This is a genomic window from Stenotrophomonas sp. PFBMAA-4 (assembly GCF_030053215.1).
Taxonomy (GTDB): Bacteria; Pseudomonadota; Gammaproteobacteria; order Xanthomonadales; family Xanthomonadaceae; genus Stenotrophomonas.
This window is the reverse complement of record NZ_JASGBW010000020.1, coordinates 50749-74018: the sequence shown is the minus strand read 5'-3', so window position 1 is coordinate 74018 and position 23270 is coordinate 50749. Positions and strand designations below refer to the sequence as shown.

19 protein-coding genes are annotated in these 23270 nt (G+C 66.6%); 6 read left to right on the top strand and 13 right to left on the bottom strand.

All coding sequences use genetic code 11. The annotated features are described in order from the left end of the window. Nucleotides 1–4: 4 nt before the first annotated feature. Both QMZ26_RS13570 and aceE read right to left on the bottom strand, forming a co-directional pair. Nucleotides 5–1183 (bottom strand): DUF262 domain-containing protein, encoded by a 1179-nt coding sequence (locus QMZ26_RS13570; RefSeq protein ID WP_283221774.1) that lies wholly within the window; start codon nucleotides 1181–1183, stop codon nucleotides 5–7. A gap of 90 nt (nucleotides 1184–1273) precedes the next feature. After that, entirely contained in the window at nucleotides 1274–3961 is a 2688-nt protein-coding gene (gene aceE / locus QMZ26_RS13565) for a pyruvate dehydrogenase (acetyl-transferring), homodimeric type (RefSeq protein ID WP_108767537.1), read from the bottom strand. A gap of 637 nt (nucleotides 3962–4598) precedes the next feature. On the opposite strand from aceE, the gene QMZ26_RS13560 reads away from it, so the two are divergent. Beyond that, nucleotides 4599–5165: a PadR family transcriptional regulator gene (locus QMZ26_RS13560; protein WP_283221773.1), complete on the top strand. Its 567-nt coding sequence runs from the start codon at nucleotides 4599–4601 to the stop codon at nucleotides 5163–5165. 66 nt (nucleotides 5166–5231) lie between these two features. Continuing rightward, complete coding sequence (locus tag QMZ26_RS13555) at nucleotides 5232–6029, top strand: siderophore-interacting protein (protein ID WP_283221772.1); 798 nt, start codon at nucleotides 5232–5234, stop codon at nucleotides 6027–6029. A 389-nt stretch (nucleotides 6030–6418) separates the two neighbouring features. Here the strand turns inward: QMZ26_RS13555 and QMZ26_RS13550 are convergent, their stop codons facing one another. Further along, nucleotides 6419–7204, bottom strand: coding sequence for a hypothetical protein (locus tag QMZ26_RS13550; RefSeq protein WP_283221771.1), 786 nt, complete (start codon nucleotides 7202–7204; stop codon nucleotides 6419–6421). 142 nt (nucleotides 7205–7346) lie between these two features. Here QMZ26_RS13550 and QMZ26_RS13545 point away from each other — a divergent pair, with 142 nt between their 5' ends. Continuing rightward, a complete protein-coding gene (locus QMZ26_RS13545; RefSeq protein WP_283221770.1) occupies nucleotides 7347–7748 on the top strand; it encodes a hypothetical protein in 402 nt (133 codons plus the stop codon). Nucleotides 7749–8030: 282 nt separating this feature from the next. On the opposite strand, the gene QMZ26_RS13540 is transcribed toward QMZ26_RS13545, so the two are convergent. Then, on the bottom strand, nucleotides 8031–8741 hold the full coding sequence (locus QMZ26_RS13540; RefSeq protein ID WP_079220406.1) for a YceI family protein: 711 nt from the start codon (nucleotides 8739–8741) through the stop codon (nucleotides 8031–8033). An 83-nt stretch (nucleotides 8742–8824) separates the two neighbouring features. Continuing rightward, a complete protein-coding gene (locus tag QMZ26_RS13535; RefSeq protein WP_108745798.1) occupies nucleotides 8825–9415 on the bottom strand; it encodes a malonic semialdehyde reductase in 591 nt (196 codons plus the stop codon). 126 nt (nucleotides 9416–9541) lie between these two features. Between QMZ26_RS13535 and QMZ26_RS13530 the strand changes: the two genes are divergently transcribed. Together QMZ26_RS13530 and QMZ26_RS13525 are read left to right on the top strand one after the other, a co-directional pair. After that, nucleotides 9542–10501 carry a mitochondrial fission ELM1 family protein gene (locus tag QMZ26_RS13530; protein ID WP_283221769.1) on the top strand — a complete coding sequence of 320 codons (960 nt, stop codon included), beginning with the start codon at nucleotides 9542–9544 and terminating at the stop codon, nucleotides 10499–10501. A gap of 113 nt (nucleotides 10502–10614) precedes the next feature. Continuing rightward, entirely contained in the window at nucleotides 10615–11169 is a 555-nt protein-coding gene (locus QMZ26_RS13525) for a queuosine precursor transporter (RefSeq protein WP_079220403.1), read from the top strand. Nucleotides 11170–11668: 499 nt separating this feature from the next. On the opposite strand, the gene glnE is transcribed toward QMZ26_RS13525, so the two are convergent. After that, nucleotides 11669–14464, bottom strand: coding sequence for a bifunctional [glutamate--ammonia ligase]-adenylyl-L-tyrosine phosphorylase/[glutamate--ammonia-ligase] adenylyltransferase (gene glnE, locus QMZ26_RS13520; protein ID WP_283221768.1), 2796 nt, complete (start codon nucleotides 14462–14464; stop codon nucleotides 11669–11671). Nucleotides 14465–14843: 379 nt separating this feature from the next. On the opposite strand from glnE, the gene QMZ26_RS13515 reads away from it, so the two are divergent. Next, on the top strand, nucleotides 14844–16358 hold the full coding sequence (locus tag QMZ26_RS13515; protein WP_079220400.1) for an acetyl-CoA hydrolase/transferase family protein: 1515 nt from the start codon (nucleotides 14844–14846) through the stop codon (nucleotides 16356–16358). A gap of 82 nt (nucleotides 16359–16440) precedes the next feature. Here the strand turns inward: QMZ26_RS13515 and QMZ26_RS13510 are convergent, their stop codons facing one another. The 7 genes from QMZ26_RS13510 to QMZ26_RS13480 form a co-directional block, all read right to left on the bottom strand. Then, a complete protein-coding gene (locus tag QMZ26_RS13510; protein WP_200733533.1) occupies nucleotides 16441–17805 on the bottom strand; it encodes a VOC family protein in 1365 nt (454 codons plus the stop codon). Nucleotides 17806–17942: 137 nt separating this feature from the next. After that, entirely contained in the window at nucleotides 17943–18431 is a 489-nt protein-coding gene (locus QMZ26_RS13505; protein WP_108745794.1) for a hypothetical protein, read from the bottom strand. 31 nt (nucleotides 18432–18462) lie between these two features. Then, nucleotides 18463–19215, bottom strand: a complete 753-nt coding sequence (locus QMZ26_RS13500) for an HAD family hydrolase (RefSeq protein WP_283221767.1) — start codon at nucleotides 19213–19215, stop codon at nucleotides 18463–18465. Between the two features lie 123 nt (nucleotides 19216–19338). Further along, the gene (locus QMZ26_RS13495) at nucleotides 19339–19743 is read right to left on the bottom strand and encodes an EF-hand domain-containing protein (RefSeq protein WP_079220396.1); all 405 of its coding nucleotides are present in this window, start codon (nucleotides 19741–19743) and stop codon (nucleotides 19339–19341) included. 227 nt (nucleotides 19744–19970) lie between these two features. Further along, the gene (locus QMZ26_RS13490) at nucleotides 19971–20342 is read right to left on the bottom strand and encodes a hypothetical protein (RefSeq protein ID WP_108745791.1); all 372 of its coding nucleotides are present in this window, start codon (nucleotides 20340–20342) and stop codon (nucleotides 19971–19973) included. Between the two features lie 679 nt (nucleotides 20343–21021). Further along, nucleotides 21022–21735 carry a M15 family metallopeptidase gene (locus tag QMZ26_RS13485; RefSeq protein WP_283221766.1) on the bottom strand — a complete coding sequence of 238 codons (714 nt, stop codon included), beginning with the start codon at nucleotides 21733–21735 and terminating at the stop codon, nucleotides 21022–21024. Further along, nucleotides 21668–23209 carry a serine hydrolase domain-containing protein gene (locus QMZ26_RS13480; RefSeq protein WP_283221765.1) on the bottom strand — a complete coding sequence of 514 codons (1542 nt, stop codon included), beginning with the start codon at nucleotides 23207–23209 and terminating at the stop codon, nucleotides 21668–21670. Before QMZ26_RS13480 ends, QMZ26_RS13485 begins: the two co-directional genes overlap by 68 nt. Nucleotides 23210–23270 lie beyond the last annotated feature (61 nt).

Genomic DNA, 23270 nt, shown 5'->3' with positions numbered 1-23270 from the left:
TGACTCAAACCAGCCCAACGGCGACAGAAAGAGCCTTGTTCCTTCGAAGAACCCGGCCTTTCTTGCTAGTGCCTGCAAAGATTGATCCAGTGTATTCCGGCTCAGCAAAAACTGAAAGAACTCGCGCCTTCAAATCAGCGACTCCGACTCCTTCCTCAACAAGCCTGGACACGACAATCATTTGCGACTCGTAGACGGCGCCATTAATGAGATTCATGGCAAACCCGCTATCCACTGGTCGATTAAGGTCTACAGGCTTGCGGAATGCAACGCCAGCACCGAGCGTTTCGTATAGCACATCCACAGTTTCAGAAAAGAGTTTCTCTAACGCAGCATATCGACCCGAGCTCAACTCTCTATTCTCTTCCATGAAACTATTAAGATACTCTGCATAATTGTCTTGATACTTTGAATCTTCATCTATTTCTCTAAATGCGAAGAATCTAAGTACAAGCTCCGCGTCTTTCATGGCCTTCGTAGCATGATCAGGCAGCGCGACCATCTCTTGGAACTTCTTGTTCTCCGCAAGACTCTTTATTAGCTTATTGAAAGATCCGCGATAGAGGCAATTTCTCACCTCTTGGTCAGAAAGCGAGGCGCTACCACTATTCAGCCTCTCAAAGACCTCAAATTTAAGCGTTGGATCTGACTCATTGAGAACGACAATGCAGCGGATTGCTCGTTTCGCGAGCGTAGATCTGTCATCTCTCGACAAATCCACGAAGCGCACGCCAGCCAAATCCGGCCGGAGTTTCATTGCATCATTAAGAACCAGCTCATCCAAGCCCCTATCGGGGAAGACGTTGGCTAGCTCACTGACCTTCATGTAGCGAAAAAGCGACGTTAGTCGCTGCTGCCCATCAATAACACTGAAGGTTCCATCAGGCTCTTCCGCGAAATACAACACCGGAACCGGAATATTTAGAACAATGGATTCAACGAAGCGGGACGCCTTTTCGTCTGCCCATCGATACTTACGCTGGTAGTCAGGATCCAGTATCAGATCACCTTCGACAACCATATCCATCAGCTGCCTTACCGCGAAATCATAGGTTTGAATCAGAACTTTTCGTCCCTTGACTGCCTCGTAGGGCTCTCTGTCAAGATCTTCATCAACCCCAGAAGCGACAAGATTCGCATCCTCTAGAGGCATCGCCATTTGCTTTCCTGCATTTTCTGGCATTTCGCTTCTTTCCCTAAATTTATTAATGTAGTGCCTTTCCCATTCCCACAAAAAAAGAGAGCCGGCTAAAGCCGGCTCTCTTTCTAGAAGTCAAACCCCAACAGGGTTAGCCTTCTCCGGATCAATCTTGTACTGCTTGATCGCCCGGGCCACATCCTTACCCGTCATCTTCCCGTCCTTCGCCAGCGCCGCAATCGCGGCATGCGCGATGTAGTACCGGTCAACCTCGAAGAAGCGACGCAGGTTCGCACGGGTATCCGAACGACCGAAACCATCCGTACCCAGCACCGTGTAAGACATCGGCACGAACGCGCGGATCTGGTCCGCATACGCACGCACGTAGTCGGTGGCGGCAATCGCCGGGCCCTGGCGGCCTTCCAGCAGCTCGGTCACGTAGGCCTTGCGCTGGTCGCCTTCCGGGTGGAAGCGGTTGGCACGCTCGGCGTCGAAGCCATCGCGGCGCAGCTCGTTGAAGCTCGGGCAGGACCAGATGTCGGCGGTCACGCCGAAGTCCTTGTCCAGCAGCTCGGCGGCGGCAATCACTTCACGCAGGATGGTGCCCGAACCCAGCAGCTGCACGCGCAGGTCGCCCTTCTTCGGCTTGCCGGCGTCGGTCAGCAGGTACATGCCCTTCACGATGCCTTCGGCTGCACCTTCCGGCATTTCCGGGTGGGTGTAGTTTTCGTTCATCAGGGTCAGGTAGTAGTACTCGTCTACCTGGTCTTCCATCATGGCCTTGGTGCCGTGCTGCAGGATCACCGTCACTTCGAAGCCGAAGGTCGGGTCATAGCTGCGCACGTTCGGGATGCCGCCAGCCACCAGGTGGCTGAAGCCATCTTCGTGCTGCAGGCCTTCACCGTTCAGCGTGGTGCGGCCGGCGGTGCCACCCAGCAGGAAGCCGCGGGTACGCATGTCGGCAGCCTGCCAGGCAATGTCGCCCACGCGCTGGAAGCCGAACATCGAGTAGTAGATGTAGAACGGCAGCATCGGCACGTTGCTGACCGAGTAGCTGGTACCGGCAGCCATCCACGAGCTGATGGCGCCCGGCTCACTGATGCCCTGCTGCAGCACCTGGCCGCTCTGGTCTTCGCGGTAGAACATCAGCTGGTCGGCATCGACCGGCTTGTACTTCTGGCCGAACGGCGCGTAGATGCCGATCTGGCGGAACAGGCCTTCCATACCGAAGGTACGGGCTTCGTCGGCCACGATCGGCACGATGTGCGGGCCCAGTTCCTTGTCGCGCAGGGTGATGTTGAGGCTCTGCACGAAGGCCATGGTGGTGGAATAGCTGCGCTCGCCGCTGCTCTTCAGCAGGCGCTCGTAGGTTTCCAGCTTCGGTGCGTTGAAGCTCTTGTCGGCCTTGCGGCGGCGCTGCGGCAGGTAACCGCCCAAGGCGCTGCGGCGCTCCTGCAGGTACTGCACTTCCGGCGAATCCGGGCCCGGGTGGTAGAACGGCACCTGGCCATCGGCCAGCTGCGCGTCGGTCACCGGAATGTTGAAGCGGTCGCGGAAGTGGCGCACCGCTTCGTCGTCCAGCTTCTTGGTCTGGTGGGTCGGGTTGAGTGCCTCACCGGCGCTGCCCATGCCGTAACCCTTCACGGTCTTGGCCAGGATGACGGTCGGCATGCCCTTGGTGTTCACGGCCTGGTGGTAGGCGGCGTACACCTTGTGCGGGTCGTGGCCACCACGGTTCAGGCGCCAGATGTCGTCGTCGGACAGGCCGGCGACCATCGCAGCGGTTTCCGGGTACTTGCCGAAGAAATGCTCGCGGGTATACGCGCCGCCGAAGGCCTTGCAGTTCTGGTATTCGCCGTCGACGGTTTCCATCATCAGCTTCTTCAGGACGCCATTGGTGTCCTTGGCCAGCAGGGCATCCCAGTAACCGCCCCACAGCAGCTTGATGACATTCCAGCCGCCGCCACGGAACACGCCTTCCAGTTCCTGGATGATCTTGCCGTTGCCGCGCACCGGGCCGTCCAGGCGCTGCAGGTTGCAGTTCACCACGAAGATCAGGTTGTCCAGGCCTTCACGGCCGGCCAGGGCGATGGCACCCAGGGTTTCCGGCTCGTCGCTCTCGCCGTCGCCGATGAAGCACCACACCTTGCGGTCGGACTTTTCGATCAGGCCACGGTTTTCCAGGTAGCGCATGAACTGCGCCTGGTAGATGGCGGCCAGCGGGCCCAGGCCCATCGACACGGTGGGGGTCTGCCAGAAGTCCGGCATCAGCCACGGGTGCGGGTAGGACGACAGGCCACCGCCGTCCACTTCCATGCGGAACTTGTCGAGCTGTTCTTCATTGATGCGGCCTTCCAGGAAGGCGCGCGCGTAGATGCCCGGGGCGCTGTGGCCCTGGATGAACAGCAGGTCGCCCGGGTGGCTGTCGCTCGGGGCGCGCCAGAAGTGGTTGAAGCCCACGTCGTACAGGGTGGCGCCGGAGGCGAAGGAGGCGATGTGGCCGCCCAGGTCGCCCGGCTTGCGGTTGGCACGCACGACGGTGGCCATCGCGTTCCAACGGATGATCGAACGGATGCGCCATTCCAGTTCCGCGTTGCCCGGGCTCTTGGCCTCCAGCTGCGGATCGATGGTGTTGACGTATTCGGTAGTGGGAGAGAACGGCAGGTACGCACCCGAACGACGGGTCAGTTCCACCATGCCTTCCAGCAGCTGATGCGCGCGCTCGGGGCCCTCGACATCAATAACGGCCTTCAACGACTCGATCCACTCCTGGGTTTCCACAGGATTGGTGTCGTTGTTCAGCACTTCGTTCAACCAGTTCATTAGCGCTCCCATTACCGCACGCACGCGCGCGACTGTTGTATAGATTTCTAGACCGCAAAGTGTAGCGCACCAAGGGCTTTCGTCGTTTGGCTACGCTGCCGTATGGATGCAGGCGGCCAGTGTCCGCAAGGCCTGTCCCGGGCCAGCGGGGGGCGGGACAGGCGGCCGCAACCCTCTGTTTTTTCCGCCGTATCGGCCTGCGCCGGCTGTCGTTTCCGGCCAGCTGCGTCCACGTGCAGGACGCAGTGTTACCGCCACGGATGACCGTAGTAGGGCAGCCCGGGCGCTTGTAAGGCTTGCCTGACGGTGCGCGGCTGAATTTCTGACAACCCGTCGCATCTGGCTCTGGACCGGGGCGGCCGCAGGTGGGCACTTTGGCCGCGAGCAGGCCCCTTCCCGCGGTTCGCCGCTTGTCTGCCCGCCCCGGAGCACCGGGGCCCCCCCGCAGCCGCTGTTGCGTGGCCTGGCACGGATGCCGGGCCACGCAATGGTGGCCTGCAGCGCGCGCACGCCCTGCCCTGTGCCCTTGCCCTGCCTGGCCCCGTGGCCGAAACCGCACATCGGTCTGGCCGAAACCGTACTTGTCCGGTTCGACTTATCGATATATCGTTTGCACAATCGTTACCGATATATCGAAATGACCCGGACCTCTACCGCCAAGGTGCGCAAGGAAGACGATGCACCCGCCGTTCCCCGCCGCAACGGCCAGCCCCGCGTGCTCAGCCGCGGCGACCTGCGCCTGCTGGTACTGGCGCTGATCGGCGAGCAGCCGCGCCACGGCTACGAGCTGATCCAGCACATCAGCGGCTTGTTCATGCAGGCCTACACGCCCAGCGCCGGCACCATGTACCCGCTGCTGGCCAGCTTCGAGCAGGCCGGCTGGGTGGCCTCGGAAGAAGAGGATGGCCGCCGGGTGTTCCGCATTACCGCCGCAGGCGAATTCGAGCTGAAGGTACAGCGCACCCAGGTGCGGCTGGCCCAGCGCCGCGCCTTCGACCGTGCCCGCGAGATCACCAAGGCCTCGCTGCCGCCGCCGCTGGCCGCCGCCCTGCGCGAGTTCAAGCAGGCGCTGGTGCGCCACCACGGCCGCTGGAGCGAGGGCGAGGCCGAAGCCGTGGCCGCGCAGCTGTCGCGTGCGTCTGCCCTGCTGAACGGCGCACTGGGCGATGGCCCCTACCCCGTTACCCCGACCGAGCCAGACTGACGCCCGCCAGGTCGTTCACCCCTTCCACGCGCGCGACCCCGCGCGCCTACCTGCACAGGTACTGCAATGACCCAACATGAAAATTCGCGGCTGCGCCTGGATGTGCGCTTCCGCCAGCTGACCGTGCTGCGCACCGAGACTGTCACCCCGCACATGCGCCGCGTGGTGCTGGGTGGCGCCGATCTGGCCGGTTTCGATTCGCCCGGCCCGGATGACCACATCAAGCTGTTCTTCCCCAACAGCAGCGGCGAGATGGTGCTGCCGGCGATGACCGCCGAGGGCCCGCGCTACCCCGAGGGCAAGGAGCACTCGGTGGCGCGCGATTACACCCCGCGCTGGTGGGACCACGAGGCCGGCGAGCTGGCCATCGATTTCGTGCTGCACGACCAGGGCGTTGCCGGGCCGTGGGCCGAGCGTGCGCAGCCGGGTGACAGCCTGGCCATCGGCGGCCCGCGCGGCTCGTTCGTGGTGGCCGACGATTACGACGCCTACGTGCTGATTGGCGATGAAACCGCGCTGCCGGCCATCGCCCGCTGGCTGGACGTGCTGCCCGATGGCGCCGAGGTGCAGGCGTACATCGAAGTGAGCGACGAGGACGAGCGCCAGGACCTGCCGCAGTACGAGAACGTGCGCATCCACTGGCTGGAGCGCAATGGCTTCCCGGCGGCCAGCAGCACGCTGCTGGAAGACATGCTGACCGACTTCGAAGCGCCCGACGGCGACACGTTCTACTGGATCGCCACCGAATCGCGCCGCGCCCGGATGATGCGCAAGTTCATCGAAGGCCACCTGGGCGTGCCGCGCGATTGGATCCGCTCGACCGGCTACTGGAAGGCGCACCCGGACGAAACCGACGGCGATTGATGTCGCTTGGGGTAGGTGCGGACCGTTGGTCCGCACTGCCTGCCCTGTAGAGCCGAGCCCACGCTCGGCTGCTTCACCGGCAAGCCGAGCATCGGCTCGGCTCTACAAGGGCGGCATTGCGAAACCGACGGCGATTGATGTCGCTTGGGGTAGGTGCGGACCGTTGGTCCGCACTGCCTGCCCTGTAGAGCCGAGCCCACGCTCGGCTGTTTTACCGGCAAGCCGAGCATGGGCTCGGCTCTACAAGGGCGGCATTGCGAAACCGACGGCGATTGAGCTGCGCCAGCCACCACCTTCGGTGGGTGCGGACCGTTGGTCCGCACTGCCTGCCCTGTAGAGCCGAGCCCATGCTCGGCTGCTTCACCGGCAAGCCGAGCATGGGCTCGGCTCTACAAGGGCGGCGCTACCCGGCGCACCCAGCCAAACCGGTGCGCGGCCCAGATCTCCAGCCCCATCAGCAGCACGATGGCCAGCCACGGCAGCAGCAGCCCGAAGTACACGCCGGGCATCATGCCGTTGATCTGCGCCTTGACCAGCCGCACCACGCCGCGCGTGTGCAGCAGCTCGTCCACCTGCATGGTCAGCGCCTCGCGCACGACCTTGGGCTCCACGCCCACCACGCCGGCCTTGTCCGCCAGGGTGTCTTCCACCAGGCCGCGCAGCACGCCTTCGCGCACCTTGCCGATCACCCAGCCGCTGGCGCGCCCCACCCGGCCCTCGCCCAGGCGGTCAGCCATCGGCAGCGGGTGTTCGCTGAGGTAGGCCGACGCCACTGCATCGGCGATATCCCCCACCGTGCCCTGGCTCCGCAGCGCCTCGCGCATGCGCGGGTCATCCAGCGAATCGGTGAAGCCGTGGCTCCACGTGCCTACCAGGGTCTGCAGGTGCGGCTGGAAGTGGTCCAGCTGCTTGAGCAGCGCGCGGTGCGCACCGGCGGTGAACCCCAGCTGCAGGCCGAAGAACGCCGTACCCAGCGGCAGCAGCACCATGTAGCTGGCCAGCAGCCAGTGGTGCCAGCGCCGTTGCCGGTGCAGCCAGCGGCGGCGATACAGGGCGTACCAGAGGCCCAGGCCGGCCAGCAGCCCCAGCAACGTGCCCAGCACGCTGCCCAGGGCCAGGTCGAACACGCTCAACCCGGCCCAGAATTCGTTCAACCAATACTGTGCTTCCTGCATGGTGTTGCCTTCCGTGGTGTGAAACAGCGGTCCATTGTAGGGCCGCGCCGATGCCCGGCTGTTTTGGGCTCGGCGCTACAGGAACGCGTTGCAACGTTCTCTGCCACAATCGCGCTCCTTTCCTGCACCTGTGAGGCCCTCCATGGGCAAACTGACCCTGGCTGGCGTCGACAAGCTGCGCACCCGCTTTGCCGATGACGCGGCCTGCGATACGGCCCTGGCCGCCTTCGCCGACCCGGCCGCCCTGCGCGCACCGCTGCGCGAGCTGCTGGAGGCCGAGCACCGTTTCCTCCAGGCCGAATTCGAAGTGGCCCAGGTGGCCGACATCCTGCGCCGCGACCAGAAGTACGCGCCGGCGGGGCGCCCGTCGGTGCATATCGTGCAGCTGCGCAAGCAGCAGGCGGCTACCAAGCAGGCCGCGCTGATTGCCCGCAACGTGGTGGCCCAGGCCGCACAGACCTTCGCGCGCGCCAGCGGCATGACGGTGAAGGCCAAGCAGAGCCCGAGCGAAGCCTGCGCGGCCTGGCTGGTGGCGCTGCGCTGAGGGCGGTAGTGCCGACCGCTGGCCGGCAGGATTGCGGATATCTCGGCGGGGTTCTGGAAAACAACGACGGGGTAGAGTCGACTGTTAGTCGACTAACGCGCGCAGCGCGGGATCTTGGCGCACCGCGAAGAGCAGTCGACTGACAGTCGACTCTACCGAAAGCAGGTTTCCGTGCAGGCCCGCCCCAAAGCAGGTTCCCGCCCAGGCCCATCCCCCCCAAAAAAAAGAAGGCCCGCTTTTCAGCGGGCCTTCTGCCTTCTCACGACGAGTGAGCGGGTTACATCAAGCAGCCGGCTTTTCGCCGGTGGCTTCGGTGGTGATGCGGATGTTCACTTCATCGCTGACGTTCGGGGCGTAGGCGCCCACGCCGAAATCGCTGCGCTTCAGGGTGGTGGTTGCATCGAAGCCAGCAGCCGGGACCTTGGCCATCGGATGCTCGCCGCCGCCGTTGACGGTGACGTCCAGGGTGACCGGCTTGGTGATGCCCTTGATGGTCAGGTCGCCGGTGACGGTCAGCTTGTTGGTGCCGGCCGCTTCAACCTTGGTGCTCTTGAAGGTGGCATCGGCAAACTTGGCGGCGTCGAAGAAATCGGCGCTCTTCAGGTGTTCGTCGAACTTGGCGGTGAAGCTGTTCAGGCCGCTCAGCGGCAGCTTCACTTCCACGGTGGACTTGGTCACGTCGGCGGCGTCGTACACCAGGGTGCCTTCGGCGTTGCCGAAGTGCGCGCTCGGGTGCGAGAAGCCGAAGTGGCTCCACTGGGCCAGCACGTCGGTGTGGCTCGGGTCGAGCTTGTAGGTGCCCGAGGCGATCTGGATCGCTTCGGCGGCCGGGGCGGCGGCAGCGGCGTCAGCCGACGGGGTGGCGGCAGCCTGCTCGGTGGCCGCCGGGGCGGCAGCATCGGCGGCCGGGGCAGCGGTGTCGGCCGGCTTGGAGCAGGCGGCGATGGCCAGGGTCAGGGCCAGCGGCAGCAGCAGTTTACGGGTGGCGCTCATCTGAGGAACTCTCCGGAATCGTAGGGTGGGTACACGGTGCAGCAGAGGCCGCCAAGGCGGCGGCCCGAAACCGATACAGCGACTTACGCGATGCGCGCCGCTTCGTCGAACGACAGGCGCGGCAGACGGGGGAACAGGCCCGAGGGGTCACCGTACCCCAGGTTGACCAGGAAATTCGACTTGATGTTGGTGCCGGCGAAGAAGGCTTCGTCGACCTTGGCGTTGTCGAAGCCGGACATCGGGCCGGCATCCAGGCCCAGCGCGCGGGCGGCCAGGATCAGGTAGGCACCCTGCAGGCTGCCATTGCGGAACGCGCCTTCGTGGCGGCCTTCACGCGGGCCGTCGAACCAGGCCTTGGCATCGGTGTGGGGGAACAGGTACGGCAGCTTCTCGTGGAAGTCCTGGTCGAAAGCGACGATCACGGTGACCGGTGCGGCCAGGGTCTTGTCGTGGTTGCCTTCGGACAGCGCCGGGGCCAGCTTGGCCTTGGCTTCGGCCGACTTCACGAACACGAAGCGCGCCGGGCTGCCATTGGCGGCGGTCGGGCCCCACTTCACCAGCTCGTACAGGGCGTGCAGCTGGGCGTCTTCCACGGGCTTGTCGAGGAAGGCGTTCTGGGTACGGGCAGTGCGGAACAACTGGTCCAGTGCAGCAGCGTCGAGCGCGTGGGACATCGGTGGATCTCCAGGGCAACAAAAGGGAGTGAGTGCCCGCGGGCGACGCGGGGCGAAACGACGATCAGGAGTGTAGAGTGTCGCGACTGTTGCAACACCCAGCAGGGCTGAAACGAATTAATGCCAATGGTGAAACGATCGAGCGCGCCGTGGACGGTCACTGACGGCCGTGCCGGCAATGTCCGCCAGGCGGTCGCGCTGGCCTCGGCGCTGCGCCAGGGCACCCACCGCCCGCTGGTCCTGCAGCCCCGTGCTCCGTGGCGCTGGCTCTCGCCGCGGCGCCTGCCCGGGGATGTGAACGGCTACGGCCAGGACTTCATGGAGCTGGCCGCGCAGGCCCCTGCGCTGGCGATCGGCTGTGGCCGCCAGGCCGCCGGTGCGCTGCGCGTACTGCGTGCGCGCGGCAGCCGCACGGTGCAGATCCTCGACCCGCGCCTGCCCTCGCGCCATTGGGATCTGGTGGTGGTGCCCGAACACGATGCCCTGCGTGGCAGCAACGTGCTGACCCTGGTGGGCAGCCTGAACCCGGTGGACGATGACTGGCTGGCCTGGGGCCGTGCGGCGTTTGCCGGTTTCAGCACCCTGCCCGGCCCGCGCACCGCGCTGCTGGTGGGCGGGCCGACGCCGCTGGCGCCGTGGGACGAGGCGGCGATGGTGGCCGTGTTCGACGCACTGGCCGAGCAGATCCGCAGTGAAGGCGGCAGCCTGCTGGCCACCACCTCGCGGCGCACGCCGCCGGCGCTGGCCGAAATCCTGCGCGCAAAGTTCGCGCATCTGCCGCATGTGATCTGGGGCGACGGCGGCGACGGCGTGAACCCGTATGCCGGCCTGCTGGGCTGGGCCAACCGGGTGGTGGTATCGCCGGATTCGGTGAACCTGCTCTCTGAAGCCAGCGCCACGCGCATGCCGGTGATGGTGGCCCTGGCCGGCACCGCGCAGGGGCGGCTGGCCCGCTTCCAGCGCCAGCTGCATGAACGAGGGCGGCTGCAGGCGCGCTGGCTGGACTGGCAGTACGACCGTATCGAGCCGCTGCGCGAAACCGCGCGGGTGGCGGCGGAAGTACACGCGCGCCTGTCGCTGGGGTAGTGCCGGCCGCTGGCCGGCAGCCGCTTCGCGCACGTCACCGGGTTACGGGCGGTTTTGGCTTTGCCGGCCACCGGGCGGATAATGGGCGATTCCCTCGTCCTCCCTGGCTCGCCATGTCCGTGCGTCCTGACCCTGTGTTTGCCCCGCTGACCCCGCGCGCGCTCGTGCTGGCAGTGCTGGCCATGGGCGCGGTGGTGCTGCTGTCCAACGTGCTGGTGCAGTACCCCATCAACGACTGGCTGACCTGGGGCGCGTTCAGCTACCCGGTGGCGTTCCTGGTGAGCAACCTGATCAACCGCCGCTTCGGCCCGGGCCCGGCCCGCCGGGTGGCGTGGATCGGTTTCCTGGTGGCAGTGGTGCTGTCGGTGTGGGTGGCGACCCCGCGCATCGCCATTGCCTCGTGCTCGGCCTTCATCGTGGCCCAGCTGCTGGACATCACGGTCTTCGACCGCCTGCGCCGTGGCAGCTGGTGGCGCGCACCGATGGTGGCCACCACCTGCAGCGCGACGGTGGACACCACGATCTTCTGGTCGATCGCCTTCGCCGGTTCTGCATTGCCGTGGGTGAGCTGGGCCGCAGGCGACCTGGCGGTGAAGCTGGCCATCGGCGTGTGCCTGCTGGCACCGTTCCGCGCGTTGCTGTGGAAGATGGCGCCGCTGGCCCGGTAGGTGCCGACCGTTGGTCGGCACGATCCTTTTGGGTTCATCGCACCTTACAGAGTGTGCCGACCAACGGTCGGCACCTACCAACGGCGGGGCATCGCCCGACCATCGCTCCGGTGGGTGCCGACCAACAACGGGGCATCGCCCGACCGTTGCTCTGGTGGGTGCCGACCAACAGCGGGGCATCGCCCGACCATTGCTCCGGTGGGTGCCGACCGTTGGTCGGCACGATCCTTCAGGGTTCATCGCGGCTGACAGAGTGTGCCGACCAACGGTCGGCACCTACCAACGGCGGGGCATCGCCCGACCATTGCCCTGGTGGGTGCCGACCGTTGGTCGGCACGATCCTTCAGGGTTCATCGCAGCTGACGGAGTGTGCCGACCAACAGCGGGCATCGCCCGACCATCGCTCCGGTGGGTGCCGACCGTTGGTCGGCACGATCCTTCAGGGTTCATCGCAGCTGACGGAGTGTGCCGCCCAACGGTCGGCACCTACCAAAGCGGGTCAGCCGAACGGCAGCTCTGCGGCCACGCAGGCGGCACTGATCGCTGCACACGCGTCTTCAATCGCAGGCGTTGTGGCTGCCAACCGCGGGCGGCGGTCCAGCGTGCAGGCCAGGCCGACATCCAGCAGGGTGGCGTGCGCGCCCTGCAGCGCACGTGCGGTGTCTTCGGGCAGGAATCCCGCCGCCGCCAGTGCGTCGATCAACGACGGCGTGTCGCGCGGTTCCAGCAGCGCCGCCACCTGCGCGCTGCGTGCCAGCACGCCGGTCTGCAACAGGAATTCCAGATCCACCACGCCACCGGCGCCCTGCTTCAGGTCCAGGCGCGCGGCATCGCTGCGGTCCAGTTCGGTGCGCATGCGCCCGCGCATCTTCAGCACGTCGGCGTACAACGTAGCGTGGTCGCGTTCGCGGCCCAGCGTCTGCGCGCGCACCTGTTCGAAATCGGCCAGCAGGCTGGCATCGCCGGCCACGCCGCGTGCGCGCACCAGGGCCTGGTGTTCCCAGGTCCAGGCGCGCTCGCGCTGGTAGTCGGTGTAGCTGGCCAGCGAGGACACCAGCGACCCCTTGCCGCCATCCGGGCGCAGGCGCACGTCGATGTCGTACAGGCGGCCCGCGGCGGTGACCGCGCCGAGCAGGGCCATCACCTTCTGCGCCAGGCGCGCGTACCAGCGGCCCGGTTCCAGCGGGCGGGCGCCATCGCTGGTTTCAACGCCGGCCGGATGGTCGTGCAGGAACACCAGGTCCAAGTCCGAGCCGAAGCCCAGCTCCAGCCCACCCAGGCTGCCGTAACCGATGATGGCGAAGCGGCCGCCCGGCACGTTGCCGTGCGCGGCCTGCATGTCCGCCTCGGCCAGCTTCAGTACGGTGATGACCACCGCCTGCGCCAGCTCGGCCAGCTGGCGGGTGCTGTCCACCGCGCCCTGGCGGCCATCCAGCGTGGCCATCGCCATGCGGAAGCTGAGGGCGAGCCGCGTTTCATTGAGCCAGCGCAGCTGCGATTCGGGATCTTCCACCGGCAGCACCTGCTGGCACTCGGCCAGCATGCCGACGAAATCGGGCATCGGCCCGGACACGCGCACGTCCAGCAGTTCGTCCAGCAGCAGGGGGTACGCCGCCAGGCGTTCGGCCAGCAGCGCGCTGCGCGCCAGCACGTCCACCAGCCGCGCCAGGGCGCTGGGTTGCTCGTCCAGCAGCGCCAGGTAGCTGGTTCGGCGCAGCACGGCCTGCAACAGGCCGAGCACGCGCTTGAGTGCGGCATCGGGCTGCGGCGAGCGCGTGGCCGCATGCAGCAGCGCCGGCAGCACGCGGTCCAGGCGCGCACGCGCGGCATCGGACAGTGACTTCACGCCGGTGCTCTGGGCGAAATCACGCAGCGACTGGTCGGCACCGTTGGCATCGAGGAAACCGGCTTCGGCCAGCAGTTCGGCGTTGCTGCCGTCGGGCAGGCTGCGCCAGTAGCTGGCCAGCGCATCGGGGGCGGCCTGGCCCTTGCGCGGGGCCAGCAGCGCGGCGAATTCGGTACTGACCCGCTGCTGCTGCACGGCCAGGGCCGCGCGCAGTTCATCCCAATCGCCATAGCCCAGGCCGAGGGCGATGCGCTGGCGGTCCAGCGGGTCGCTGGGCAGCACGTGGGTCTGCGCATCGCGCAGCATCTGCAGGCGGTTTTCCAGGCGGCGCAGGAACAGGTAGGCCTCGCGCAGCGCGGCACCATCGTCCGCTGCAATCTGGCCGGCGTTGACCAGCGCCTGCAGGGCCACCAGCAGGCGGCGCTCGCGCAGCACCGGCTCGCGCCCGGCGCGGATCAGCTGCAGGGCCTGGCAGAGGAATTCGATTTCGCGGATGCCGCCGGCGCCGCGCTTGATGTCTTCGTGCAGTTCGCGGCGGGCGACCTCGGCGGTGATCGCCGCCTTCATCTCGCGCAGGCCGTCGAGCGCGGTGAAATCCAGGTAGCGGCGGTAAACGAACGGGCGCAGCGTCTGCAGCCACGCTTCACCGGCGGCGATATCACCGGCCACCGCGCGCGCCTTCAGCCAGGCATAGCGTTCCCAGTCGCGGCCCTCGCGCTGGAAGTACTGGTCCATCGCCGCGAACGACAGCGCGACACGGCCGGCGCTGCCGAACGGGCGAAGGCGCAGGTCGACGCGGTGACTGAAGCCATCGACGGTGGTGTCGTCCAGCAGCTTGGCCAGGCGCTGGCCGAGGCGGGCGAAGTATTCCTCGGCGGCCAGCGGGCGCGGGCCGTCGGATTCGCCACCCTGCGGATAGGCGTAGACCAGATCGATATCGGAACTGAAGTTGAGCTCGCCACCGCCCAGCTTGCCCAGGCCGAACACCACCAGCTGCATGGGCTGGCCGTGGTCATCGCGGATGACCCCGTGGCGCTGGGCGAACTCCTGCTGCAGGGCCTCCAGCGCCAGGCGCAGGCAGTCCTCGGCCAGAGTGGTGGCGCCGGCCAGGGTATGCGGCACGTCATCCAGGCCGGCCAGATCGCGCCAGACCAGGCGGGTGGACATGGCCGCACGCCAGCGCCGCAGCTGCGCCGGCCAGTCGCTGGGCTGCTGCGGGTCGAGCACCGGCGCCGGCAGCGGCGGGCAGCCCGGCTGCGCCAGGTGGGCCAGCAGCGCCGGCTGGCGCACGAGGGTGTCCAGGGCGAAGTCGCTGGCCACCGCCAGGCGCGCCAGTGGCGGCTGCAGCTCGGCGGGGATGGGCCCGGGCAGGACGTGGGCCAGGCGCGCCAGGGCGCGGTCGACCAGGGGCTGCAGGGTGGCGGGCAATTCAGCGGGGGCGAGGGTCATGGGTCGATTGTATCGACCCGGCTGGGGCGCAACGGACCCGGTAGTGCCGGCCGCTGGCCGGCAGGGGTGCGCAGGTTGCCGGTTGCGGGTTGCCGGCCAGCGGCCGGCACTACCGATAGAGCATGCCCGTATTCAGTTTGGGCATCAGGCAATAAAAAAGCCCGCTTGCAGCGAACTGCCAGCGGGCTCTGCTCCCTCCCCCACGTCGGGATGCAGGGCCATCCTGCGGGCTGCGGAAGGACATTGCACGCTGCACTGCAAAACAGAACTGGTGGGTATGGTAGCCCGCAGCCCGGAAAAGCCATTCCACGAAGGTAGAACGCCCCGTACGCCGGGGGATGGCCGATAATCGGGATTCCCCCCTGAAACACGTGTCGTCATGTCTGTTGATCGCATCGCCAACGCGCGTCTCCGTGACCGCGTGGTCTCCGCCGAGGCCGCAGCCGCGCTGATCCAGCCCGGTGAAACCGTCGCCATGAGTGGCTTCACTGGTTCCGGCTACCCCAAGGCCGTTCCCGTGGAACTGGCGCGCCGCATCGAGACGGTGCACGCCCAGGGCCTGCCCTTCCAGATCAAGCTGATGACCGGCGCTTCCACCGCGCCGGAACTCGATGGTGCGCTGGCCAAGGCCGATGGCATCGCCATGCGCATGCCGTTCCAGAGCGACCCGGATGCGCGCAACCGCATCAACGAGGGCAAGCTGGATTACATCGACATCCACCTCAGCCACGTCGCCCAGCACGTCTGGTTCGGCTTCTACGGCGAGATCGATACCGCGGTGATCGAAGTGTCGGCCATCCGCGAAGATGGCTCGCTGGTGCCCTCCACTTCGGTGGGCAACAACAAGACCTGGCTGGACCTGGCCAAGAAGGTGATCGTCGAGGTCAACGAATGGCAGCCGGCCGGCGTCGACGGCATGCATGACATCTACTACGGCACCGCGCTGCCGCCGCACCGCAAGCCGATTCCGCTGGTGAACGCCAACGACCGCATCGGCGATACCGCGCTGCGCTGCGACCCGGACAAGATCGTGGCGGTGGTGCGCACCAACGGCCCGGACCGCAACAGCCCCTTCAGCCCCATCGATGCGACAAGCGAACAGATCGCCTCGCACCTGATCGAGTTCCTCAAGCACGAGGTGAAGAAGGGCCGCCTGCCGCCGAACCTGCTGCCGCTGCAGTCGGGCGTGGGCAACATTCCCAACGCGGTGCTGGCGGGCCTGGCCAAGAGCGGTTTCCGCGATCTGGCCGCGTTTACCGAAGTCATCCAGGACGGCATGCTCGACCTGCTGCGCGACGGCGTGCTGAGCTATGCCTCGTGCACCGGTTTCGCGCTGAGCCCGCAGGCCAACGAGACGTTCAAGGAGCACATCGATTTCTACCGCGAACGCATCATCATGCGCACGCAGGAAATCTCCAACCACCCGGAACTGGTGCGCCGCCTGGGCTGCATTGGCATGAACGGCATGATCGAGGTGGACATCTACGGCAACGTCAATTCGACGCACGTGATGGGCACGCGGATCATGAACGGCATCGGCGGTTCGGGTGACTTCGCCCGCAATGGTTTCCTGTCGGCCTTCCTCAGCCCGTCCACGGCGAAGAACGGCACGATTTCGGCGATTACGCCGATGGTGAGCCATGTCGATCACACCGAGCACGACGTGTCGGTGATCGTGACCGAACAGGGCCTGGCCGACCTGCGTGGGCTGACCCCGCGCAAGCGTGCGCAGGTGCTGATCGACAACTGTGCGCACCCGGATTTCCGCCCGCAGCTGCAGGATTACTTCGACCGTGCCAGCCGCGAAAGCTACGGCAAGCACACCCCGCACCTGCTGCCCGAAGCGCTGTCGTGGCACCAGCGTTGGCTGGATACCGGCACGATGAAGGGCTGAGACCCGGTTCCGGGGAGCCGAGCATGGGCTCGGCTCTACAGGTTGTGGAGCCGAGCCCATGCTCGGCTCCACACGGTATGGATCACGCGATACGCAGCGCCGCCAGCGATTCGGCCTGCAGCCGCTCGTAGATCTCGAACTCGTCGTTCACCGCCACGCCCATCGCCTGCTCGAACGCTTCGCGGTTGGCGTGCGCGGCATAGGCACGCTGCTCTTCGCCGCCCAGGTTGGACTGGAAGATGCCCGCGGCGCTGACCGGCAGGAAATCCTCGTAGACGATCGGATCGGCCGTGGCCAGGCCGGCGGCCACCAGCACTTCGGCCGGCAGATCGGCCACGCGTTCCGGCGCGGCGCGGCCGGCCTCGGTCAGCTGGTAACGGTAATAGCCCAGCCCCTCCTGGCGCAGGGTGTCGTGGTCATCCGGGAAGCTGGCAAACACCGCCTGCAGGCGCTGGCCGTAGTCACCGCCGGTGCTACCTTCGCCGCCGGCATCGCGGGCCTGCGACAACAGCTGGTCGTACAGCGCGCGGCCCTTCGGGGTCAGGGCCAGGCCACGCTGCTCGATCTCGCCGAAGCGCGCGGTATGCGTGCCGGCAGCGCCGCCCTCACCGCCCGGGAAATGCACCGCCTCTTCCAGCGCCTTGAAGCTGGTCTGCCGCAGCAGGATCGGGCAGGCGCGGCGCGGCGGGCCTTCGATGACCGCTTTAGCCGCCATGCCGTGCTCGATCATCGCCGCCTGTGCGGCATCGATATCCAGCGTGCGCGGGGTGAGGTGGTTGATGTGCGGGCCACGGAAGCTGACCACGTCGGCCACCAGCCGGTGCGCATCGTGCAGCGCGTGGTAGGTGGGCAGGTCGACCGTGGCATCGCCATGCCAACGGAAGGTCTCCAGTGCCTCGGCAACGAAGCGCTCGGCATCGGCCTGCGACAGGCCACCCGCACGCTCGGCCTGGTCGATCAGCGCCAGCGCGCCCTCGGTGAAGATGCGGCGGCGTTCGAGGATGCGCGCGGACTCGGCGCGCAGGGTTTCGTCTTCGATCAGCTCAAGGCGCAGCAGCGAGGTGAACACGCGGAACGGGTTCTGCGCCAGCGCCGCGCCGGTGAGCGGGCGGAAGGCCGTGGAATGCACCGGCACGCCGGCCACCGACAGGTCGTAGTAGGCGACCGGGAACATGCCCATCACCGCGAACAGGCGGCGCAGCGTGGCCAGCTCCTGCGCGGTGCCGACGCGGATCGCGCCGTGGCGCTCTTCGTCCAGGCGTGCGCGCTCGTCGTTGCGCTGCAGCTGCGCGGCCAGCGCCGGGTCCTGGGCAAGCACCTGTGCGTTGATCCGCTCCACCAGTTCCACCAGCGTGCCGTACAGCGGCACTTCGGTGCGGTACATGCGGGACATGGCCTGGGCGAACAGGCGGCGGATCACATCAGGCGAAACGAAAGAGGCGCTCATCAGTCACTCGAATGCGGGAACGGGGAACGGCAAGGGCCGTATTGTCGCCGCCGCTCGCCGGGAACACCATCGGTAGCGCCGGGCCATGCCCGGCGAACTCGGGGGCGCGCGTCGCGCTCGCCGGGCCATGCCCGGCACTACCGCTGCAGCTGGCGCTTCAGGGTGGCATCGAGGGTGATCGGCCGGTCCCAGTGCTCGTAGCTCGCCACGATGGCGTGGCGCACCGCGCGGACATGCAAATTGTCCGGCTTCACCGGCATCCGCGTGACCACCGCCTCCCAGCCCCCTTCCGGGTTCTGGCTGAAGGCACGCACGCTGTCGCGGCAGGTCTGGCCGCTGGCCTTGGCCCAGAAGCAGGCGAAGTAGATATCGCCGGCCTGCCAGCCGTGGGTGGTGAACAGCGCGCTGACATAACCGCGCGGCACGTTGGCGTAGCGCGATACCTCATCGAGGAAGGCATCGGGGTAGCGCTCGGCGTAGTGGTTGATGTCCTGCAGCTGGGCATCCAGCCAACGGTCACCGGTTTCCACCGTGTAGGCCGCCGAACGTTCGGCGGTCTGCTGGGCCAGCACGGTGGCTGGCGCCAGCAACAGGAGCGACAGCAGCAGGGTCGGAAAGCGCTTCATGCCCCGATTCTGCCGCAGCCGCCGGGCCCTGTCAGGCCGCTGCAGCGGCCTTGGCCTCGATCGCGGCCAGCGCGGCCGGCCAATCCCAGGCGGTATCGGCGGTGACCATGCGCGGTTCGTCGTCGGCCACGCCATGCTGGGTCTCATGCGCCCAGGTGACCGCGTACGGGGTGTGGATGCCCCAGCCGCCGAGGGTGACCACCGGCTCGATATCCGAGCGCAGCGAGTTGCCGACCATCACGAACTGCTGCATCGGCAGGTCGAACTCGGCCAGCACGCGGGCGTAGGTTTCCGGGTCCTTTTCCGAGACGATCTCGATGCGCGGGAACAGCTCGCGCAGGTTGCCCACGTTGATCTTGGCTTCCTGGTGGAACAGGTCGCCCTTGGTGATCAGCACCACCGGGTACTGCTCGGCGATGGCCGCCACCGACTCGCGCACGCCGTCGATGAGATCGACCGGGTGGCGCAGGGTGTCATGGCCGATGTCCAGCATGCGCTGGATGTCCTTGGCGTCGATGCGCTGGCCGGTGATGTCGATGGCCGCTTCGATCATCGACAGGACCATGCCCTTCACCCCGAAGCCGAACACGGCCAGGTTGCGCTGCTGCACTTCCAGCAGGTGGCGGGCGGTCTGGGTGTCGTGCACGTCGACGTAGCGCGACAGCAGGTCCAGGTAATCCTGCTCGGCCTTGCGGTAGTAGTCCTCGCTCTTCCACAGCGTGTCGTCACCGTCAAAACCGACCAGGCCGATGGCGCGCGAGCGCGCAGGCGTGGAGGCGTTCATGCGACAAGGATACAGCGCTGGCGAAGGCAACAAAAACCCGGGCGGCCAACGCCGCCCGGGCCCCATGCACCGGTTGCCCCGAACGCAACCGGATCCGTTCAACCGGTTCTGGTCAGGCGGCGATCAGTTGCCACCGCCGGCACCGGCACCCGCCTGCTGGGCGGCCACGAAGGCCTTGTACTCGTCGGCGCTGAGCTCGCCGTCCTTGTTGGTGTCGGCCTGGTCAAACACCTGGGCCAGGCCCGCGTTCACCTGTGCCTCGGACTTGCTGATGGTGCCGTTGCCATCGGTATCGATGCTGGCCCAGGTCTGGCCGCCGCCACTGGCCTGTGCCTGCGCCGATGCAGCCGCACTGGAGGCCTGGTCAGCTGCCTGGCCCGCCTGGGCCGCGGACTGCTGGGCCTGCGCCGCCTGATTCTGTGCCTGGGCTGCCTGCTGCTGGGCGGTCTGTGCCATGGCCGGGACGGCCAGCACACTACCGGCGGCAACGATCAGGGCGAGCAGGGGCTTGCGGTTGCGAATAGTCATCAGGTGGATCTCCTTTGGGTGGTGGAGCGCGGGGTGTTGTCTCCGCACGGCACCTACCCTGCCACCGCGTTTCTGAATCGATTTTGGGCTGCAACCAGCGTGCATACACCCCATTAACCACTCGCCACGGCGCATGGTTTAGCGCGGTGGTTAGGGCGAAGTGAGCGGTCCATAAGGTGCACATTCAGCGCGGCCGGATTTAACCGGCACGCAACGAAAAAACTGCGTCAATCGACGTTCTGCGCGGATGACCGCGAACTGAACAAGAGCCATCCCAATGCAACGCCGGAGAGCGCACCGGCGATTTCCAGCACCACGCGGCTGCCCAGTTCGTTGGGGTCGTGGATGGTGGAGAGGAAGATGCGCGCATACAGCGGTGATTCCAGCCGCACGATGCCCATGTAGAACAGCTTCCACATGTCGATGCCGGCGGAGATGGCCACCGCGAACACGCAGGCCCAGCCGATGGCATGGCCCATGGACCAGCGGAAGACGCGGCACAGGTGATGCCAGAGGAAGTACACCAGCAGCCCGACCAGCAGGGCGATGGCACCGGCTTCGAGCGAGCCGAGCAGGCCGAAGTGCAGCGGAAGGTTCATGCGGGTGGGCAGTTGGGAGGCGGTAGTGAGTGTAAGGGTATCGGCAGGGCTTGCAGCCCTGCACCTGCAGAAGCCAAAGCCGAAGCAACAGCAAAAAGCTGACATTCCGTGGGATGGCGGGGCACTGTGGGTGGGTGCCGACCGTTGGTCGGCACATCTGTCAGATATCGAATGAATTCATCCACGCATGGCGTGGCTCTACTGGCACGCGCGGCTGTTGGTGGGTGTCGACCGTTGGTCGGCACATCTGTCAGATATCGAATGAATTCATCCACGCATGGCGTGGCTCTACTGGCACGCGCGGCTGTTGGTGGGTGTCGACCGTTGGTCGACACATCTGTCAGATATCGAATGAATTCATCCACGCATGGCGTGGCTCTACTGGGACGCGCAGCTGTTGGTGGGTGTCGACCGTTGGTCGACACATCTGTCAAACATCGATATCCGACCCCGTGCCGACCAACGGTCGGCACCCACCACCAGCAGCAGGACACCCACCAGAGCAGAACGCCATTCCGACAGGTCGCGACAAACTGTCGAAGGCGGGGTGGGTTTTACGGCGTCCCCCTCAACCGGACCCACCCCGCCATCCCACGGAATGCAGGCTTTTGAAGTTGAGGTTGCCGGCCAGCGGCCGGCACTACCGCAGGTGCAGGGCTGCAAGCCCTGCAAAAAAACATCACCTCACGGGAAAATCGTACGCAGTGCCGGCATCCGGTTCCGGCTGCAGCGTGTAGTGCCACCACTCCTGCGGGTAGTTGGCAAACCCTCGCCGCGCCATCGCCCGCAGCAACCGCTGCCGGTTCCCGCGCTGCGCCGCCGTCAGCCCGGCCGCGTCGGTATGCGCGCGCACGCCGAAGAAATCGAAATCCGTGCCCATGTCCATCACCACGCACGCACCCGCGCGGCAATCCAGCAGCCCCAGGTCCACCGTCGCGCCCCGGCTGTGGCCCGAGCGCTCGGCGATGTAGCCATCGGCCAGCAGCCGCGGCTTGTCCAGCCCCGGGTACTGCAGCGCCTTGCGCGACTGCTCGTGCGGATCGTTCACCCAGGCCATGAAGGCCTGCACCGAACGCACCGGGCGATAGCAGTCGTAGAGGCGCAGCGCATAGCCCCCGGCGCGCAGGTCACCTTCCACTGCGGCCAGGGCCTTCGCCACCGGGTCCAGCAGGTAACACGAGGGCGCCTCGTAACCCGGCACGCGGGCACCGGTGAAGTTGTTGCGGCCGGCGTAACGGATGTCCATCTCGATGCGCGGTGCCAGCGTGCGGATCTCCAGCAGGCCGGCGCTGGCCGCATCGGTGGCTGGCGAGATGCGGGGTGGCTCAGCGGCGTGCGTGCTGCCCGCCAGGGCAATCGCCAATACGAGTGAAATGCAGGTCCTGGAAGTCATAACTGAAGTCGATGTCCGGATCGAGGGCGCGCAGCTGCAGCGTGGGCGGGTCACCGTCACCGGGCTGCAGCCATGCCTGCGCGGATGCCTCCAGCGTATCCCAGTGCAACCGCCACCGGCGCCCTTGCTGCATCACGGTCGCAGCCAGTTTCGGCGAACGCAGCACCTCGAACCGCAGCGTGCCCGCAACCGGGCACAGCGTGGCCTCGCCCAGCCAGGGATCACGGTAGCGCCCCTGCTGCGCCTGCAGCGCGCCGGCACCGGCGGGCGCGATCGGATCGAGATACTCATCAACGTGGCCGATCACATCGGTCCGGCTCCGCTCATCGGCCAACGCCTGCAGATAGCCCAGCGCAGTCTGTCCCTCCGCAGGGGCGGTGAAGCGCTTCAGCACCGACTGCATCAGCACCGTGCGTGCCTCCTCGCCCTCGCCGTTCATCAGCATCACCACGCCCACCCTGCGGTCCGGCAGCAGGGCCAGCGAGGAATACATGCCCGACAGCGTGCCGGTGTGCGCCACCTTCCACTGCCCGTCCATGTCCGAAACACGCCAGCCGTAGCCGTAACCCATGAAGTGCGCGTTGTCCCAGCGGCGCTGGCGCTCGCCCAGCGGCATCGGCATGTGCAGGGTCCACAGCGTGCGCCGCTGGTCGCTGCCCAACCACCCGGGCACCAGCGCGGGGTCCAGCAGCACCTGCATCCAGCGCGTCATGTCGCGCAGCGAGCAACGGATGCCACCGGCGGCCATCGACGTCAGGTCGGGACTGGTCGCGCCATCGGCGTTGATCACCACGTTGCGGCCCTTGCGCCAGGCATGTGGCTGGGCGACGTTGCCCACGCGCTTCACCGACCATGCGCCCACCTGGCAGCGGTCCATGCCGAGCGGCTCGAATACCTGCTCGCGCAGCAACTGGTCATAGGGTCTGCCGCCGGCGGCGGCGGCCACTTCACCGGCCACCACGTACATCAGGTTGTCGTAGGCGTAGCCGCTGCGGAAGCTGCTGACCGGCTTCAGGTGGGCCAGCCCGGCGATGATGTCCGCGCGGGTATAGGCGTTGGGCTCCGGCCACAGCATCAGGTCGCCGGCGCCCAGGCCGAGGCCACTGTTGTGGATGAGCAGGTCACGCACCTGCATGTGCTCGCCCACCCAGGGGTCATGCATGGTGAAGCCGGGCAGGTGCTTGCGCACCGGGTCATCCCAGCGCAGCCGGCCCTTCTCCACCAGGCGCGCCAGCAGCGCGGCAGTCATCGCCTTGCTGTTGGACGCGATCTTGAACAGCGTGTCTTCGTCGATGCGGCCGCCATCACCGCGCGCGCCTTCGGCGTGCTGGTAGACCACCTTTCCCTGCTCGACCACGGCCATGGCCAGCCCGGGCAGATGCTCGTGCTGGACCACGGCGGCGACATCGGCATCGAGGGCCGCGGTGGCCGCCGGTTCCGCCGCCACCGCCGGGAACACCATCGCCGCAGCCATGCATACGTAGAGTCGAGCTTGCTCGACTGAGCGACGTCCAACAACCCGCGAAAAGCAGTCG

Coding starts and splice junctions, on each gene's coding strand:
- QMZ26_RS13570 (WP_283221774.1), bottom strand. CDS start 1,183: ATGCCAGAAAATGCAGGAAAGCAAATGGCGATGCCTCTAGAGGATGCG.
- aceE (WP_108767537.1), bottom strand. CDS start 3,961: ATGAACTGGTTGAACGAAGTGCTGAACAACGACACCAATCCTGTGGAA.
- QMZ26_RS13560 (WP_283221773.1), top strand. CDS start 4,599: ATGACCCGGACCTCTACCGCCAAGGTGCGCAAGGAAGACGATGCACCC.
- QMZ26_RS13555 (WP_283221772.1), top strand. CDS start 5,232: ATGACCCAACATGAAAATTCGCGGCTGCGCCTGGATGTGCGCTTCCGC.
- QMZ26_RS13550 (WP_283221771.1), bottom strand. CDS start 7,204: ATGCAGGAAGCACAGTATTGGTTGAACGAATTCTGGGCCGGGTTGAGC.
- QMZ26_RS13545 (WP_283221770.1), top strand. CDS start 7,347: ATGGGCAAACTGACCCTGGCTGGCGTCGACAAGCTGCGCACCCGCTTT.
- QMZ26_RS13540 (WP_079220406.1), bottom strand. CDS start 8,741: ATGAGCGCCACCCGTAAACTGCTGCTGCCGCTGGCCCTGACCCTGGCC.
- QMZ26_RS13535 (WP_108745798.1), bottom strand. CDS start 9,415: ATGTCCCACGCGCTCGACGCTGCTGCACTGGACCAGTTGTTCCGCACT.
- QMZ26_RS13530 (WP_283221769.1), top strand. CDS start 9,542: ATGGTGAAACGATCGAGCGCGCCGTGGACGGTCACTGACGGCCGTGCC.
- QMZ26_RS13525 (WP_079220403.1), top strand. CDS start 10,615: ATGTCCGTGCGTCCTGACCCTGTGTTTGCCCCGCTGACCCCGCGCGCG.
- glnE (WP_283221768.1), bottom strand. CDS start 14,464: ATGACCCTCGCCCCCGCTGAATTGCCCGCCACCCTGCAGCCCCTGGTC.
- QMZ26_RS13515 (WP_079220400.1), top strand. CDS start 14,844: ATGTCTGTTGATCGCATCGCCAACGCGCGTCTCCGTGACCGCGTGGTC.
- QMZ26_RS13510 (WP_200733533.1), bottom strand. CDS start 17,805: ATGAGCGCCTCTTTCGTTTCGCCTGATGTGATCCGCCGCCTGTTCGCC.
- QMZ26_RS13505 (WP_108745794.1), bottom strand. CDS start 18,431: ATGAAGCGCTTTCCGACCCTGCTGCTGTCGCTCCTGTTGCTGGCGCCA.
- QMZ26_RS13500 (WP_283221767.1), bottom strand. CDS start 19,215: ATGAACGCCTCCACGCCTGCGCGCTCGCGCGCCATCGGCCTGGTCGGT.
- QMZ26_RS13495 (WP_079220396.1), bottom strand. CDS start 19,743: ATGACTATTCGCAACCGCAAGCCCCTGCTCGCCCTGATCGTTGCCGCC.
- QMZ26_RS13490 (WP_108745791.1), bottom strand. CDS start 20,342: ATGAACCTTCCGCTGCACTTCGGCCTGCTCGGCTCGCTCGAAGCCGGT.
- QMZ26_RS13485 (WP_283221766.1), bottom strand. CDS start 21,735: ATGACTTCCAGGACCTGCATTTCACTCGTATTGGCGATTGCCCTGGCG.
- QMZ26_RS13480 (WP_283221765.1), bottom strand. CDS start 23,209: ATGGCTGCGGCGATGGTGTTCCCGGCGGTGGCGGCGGAACCGGCGGCC.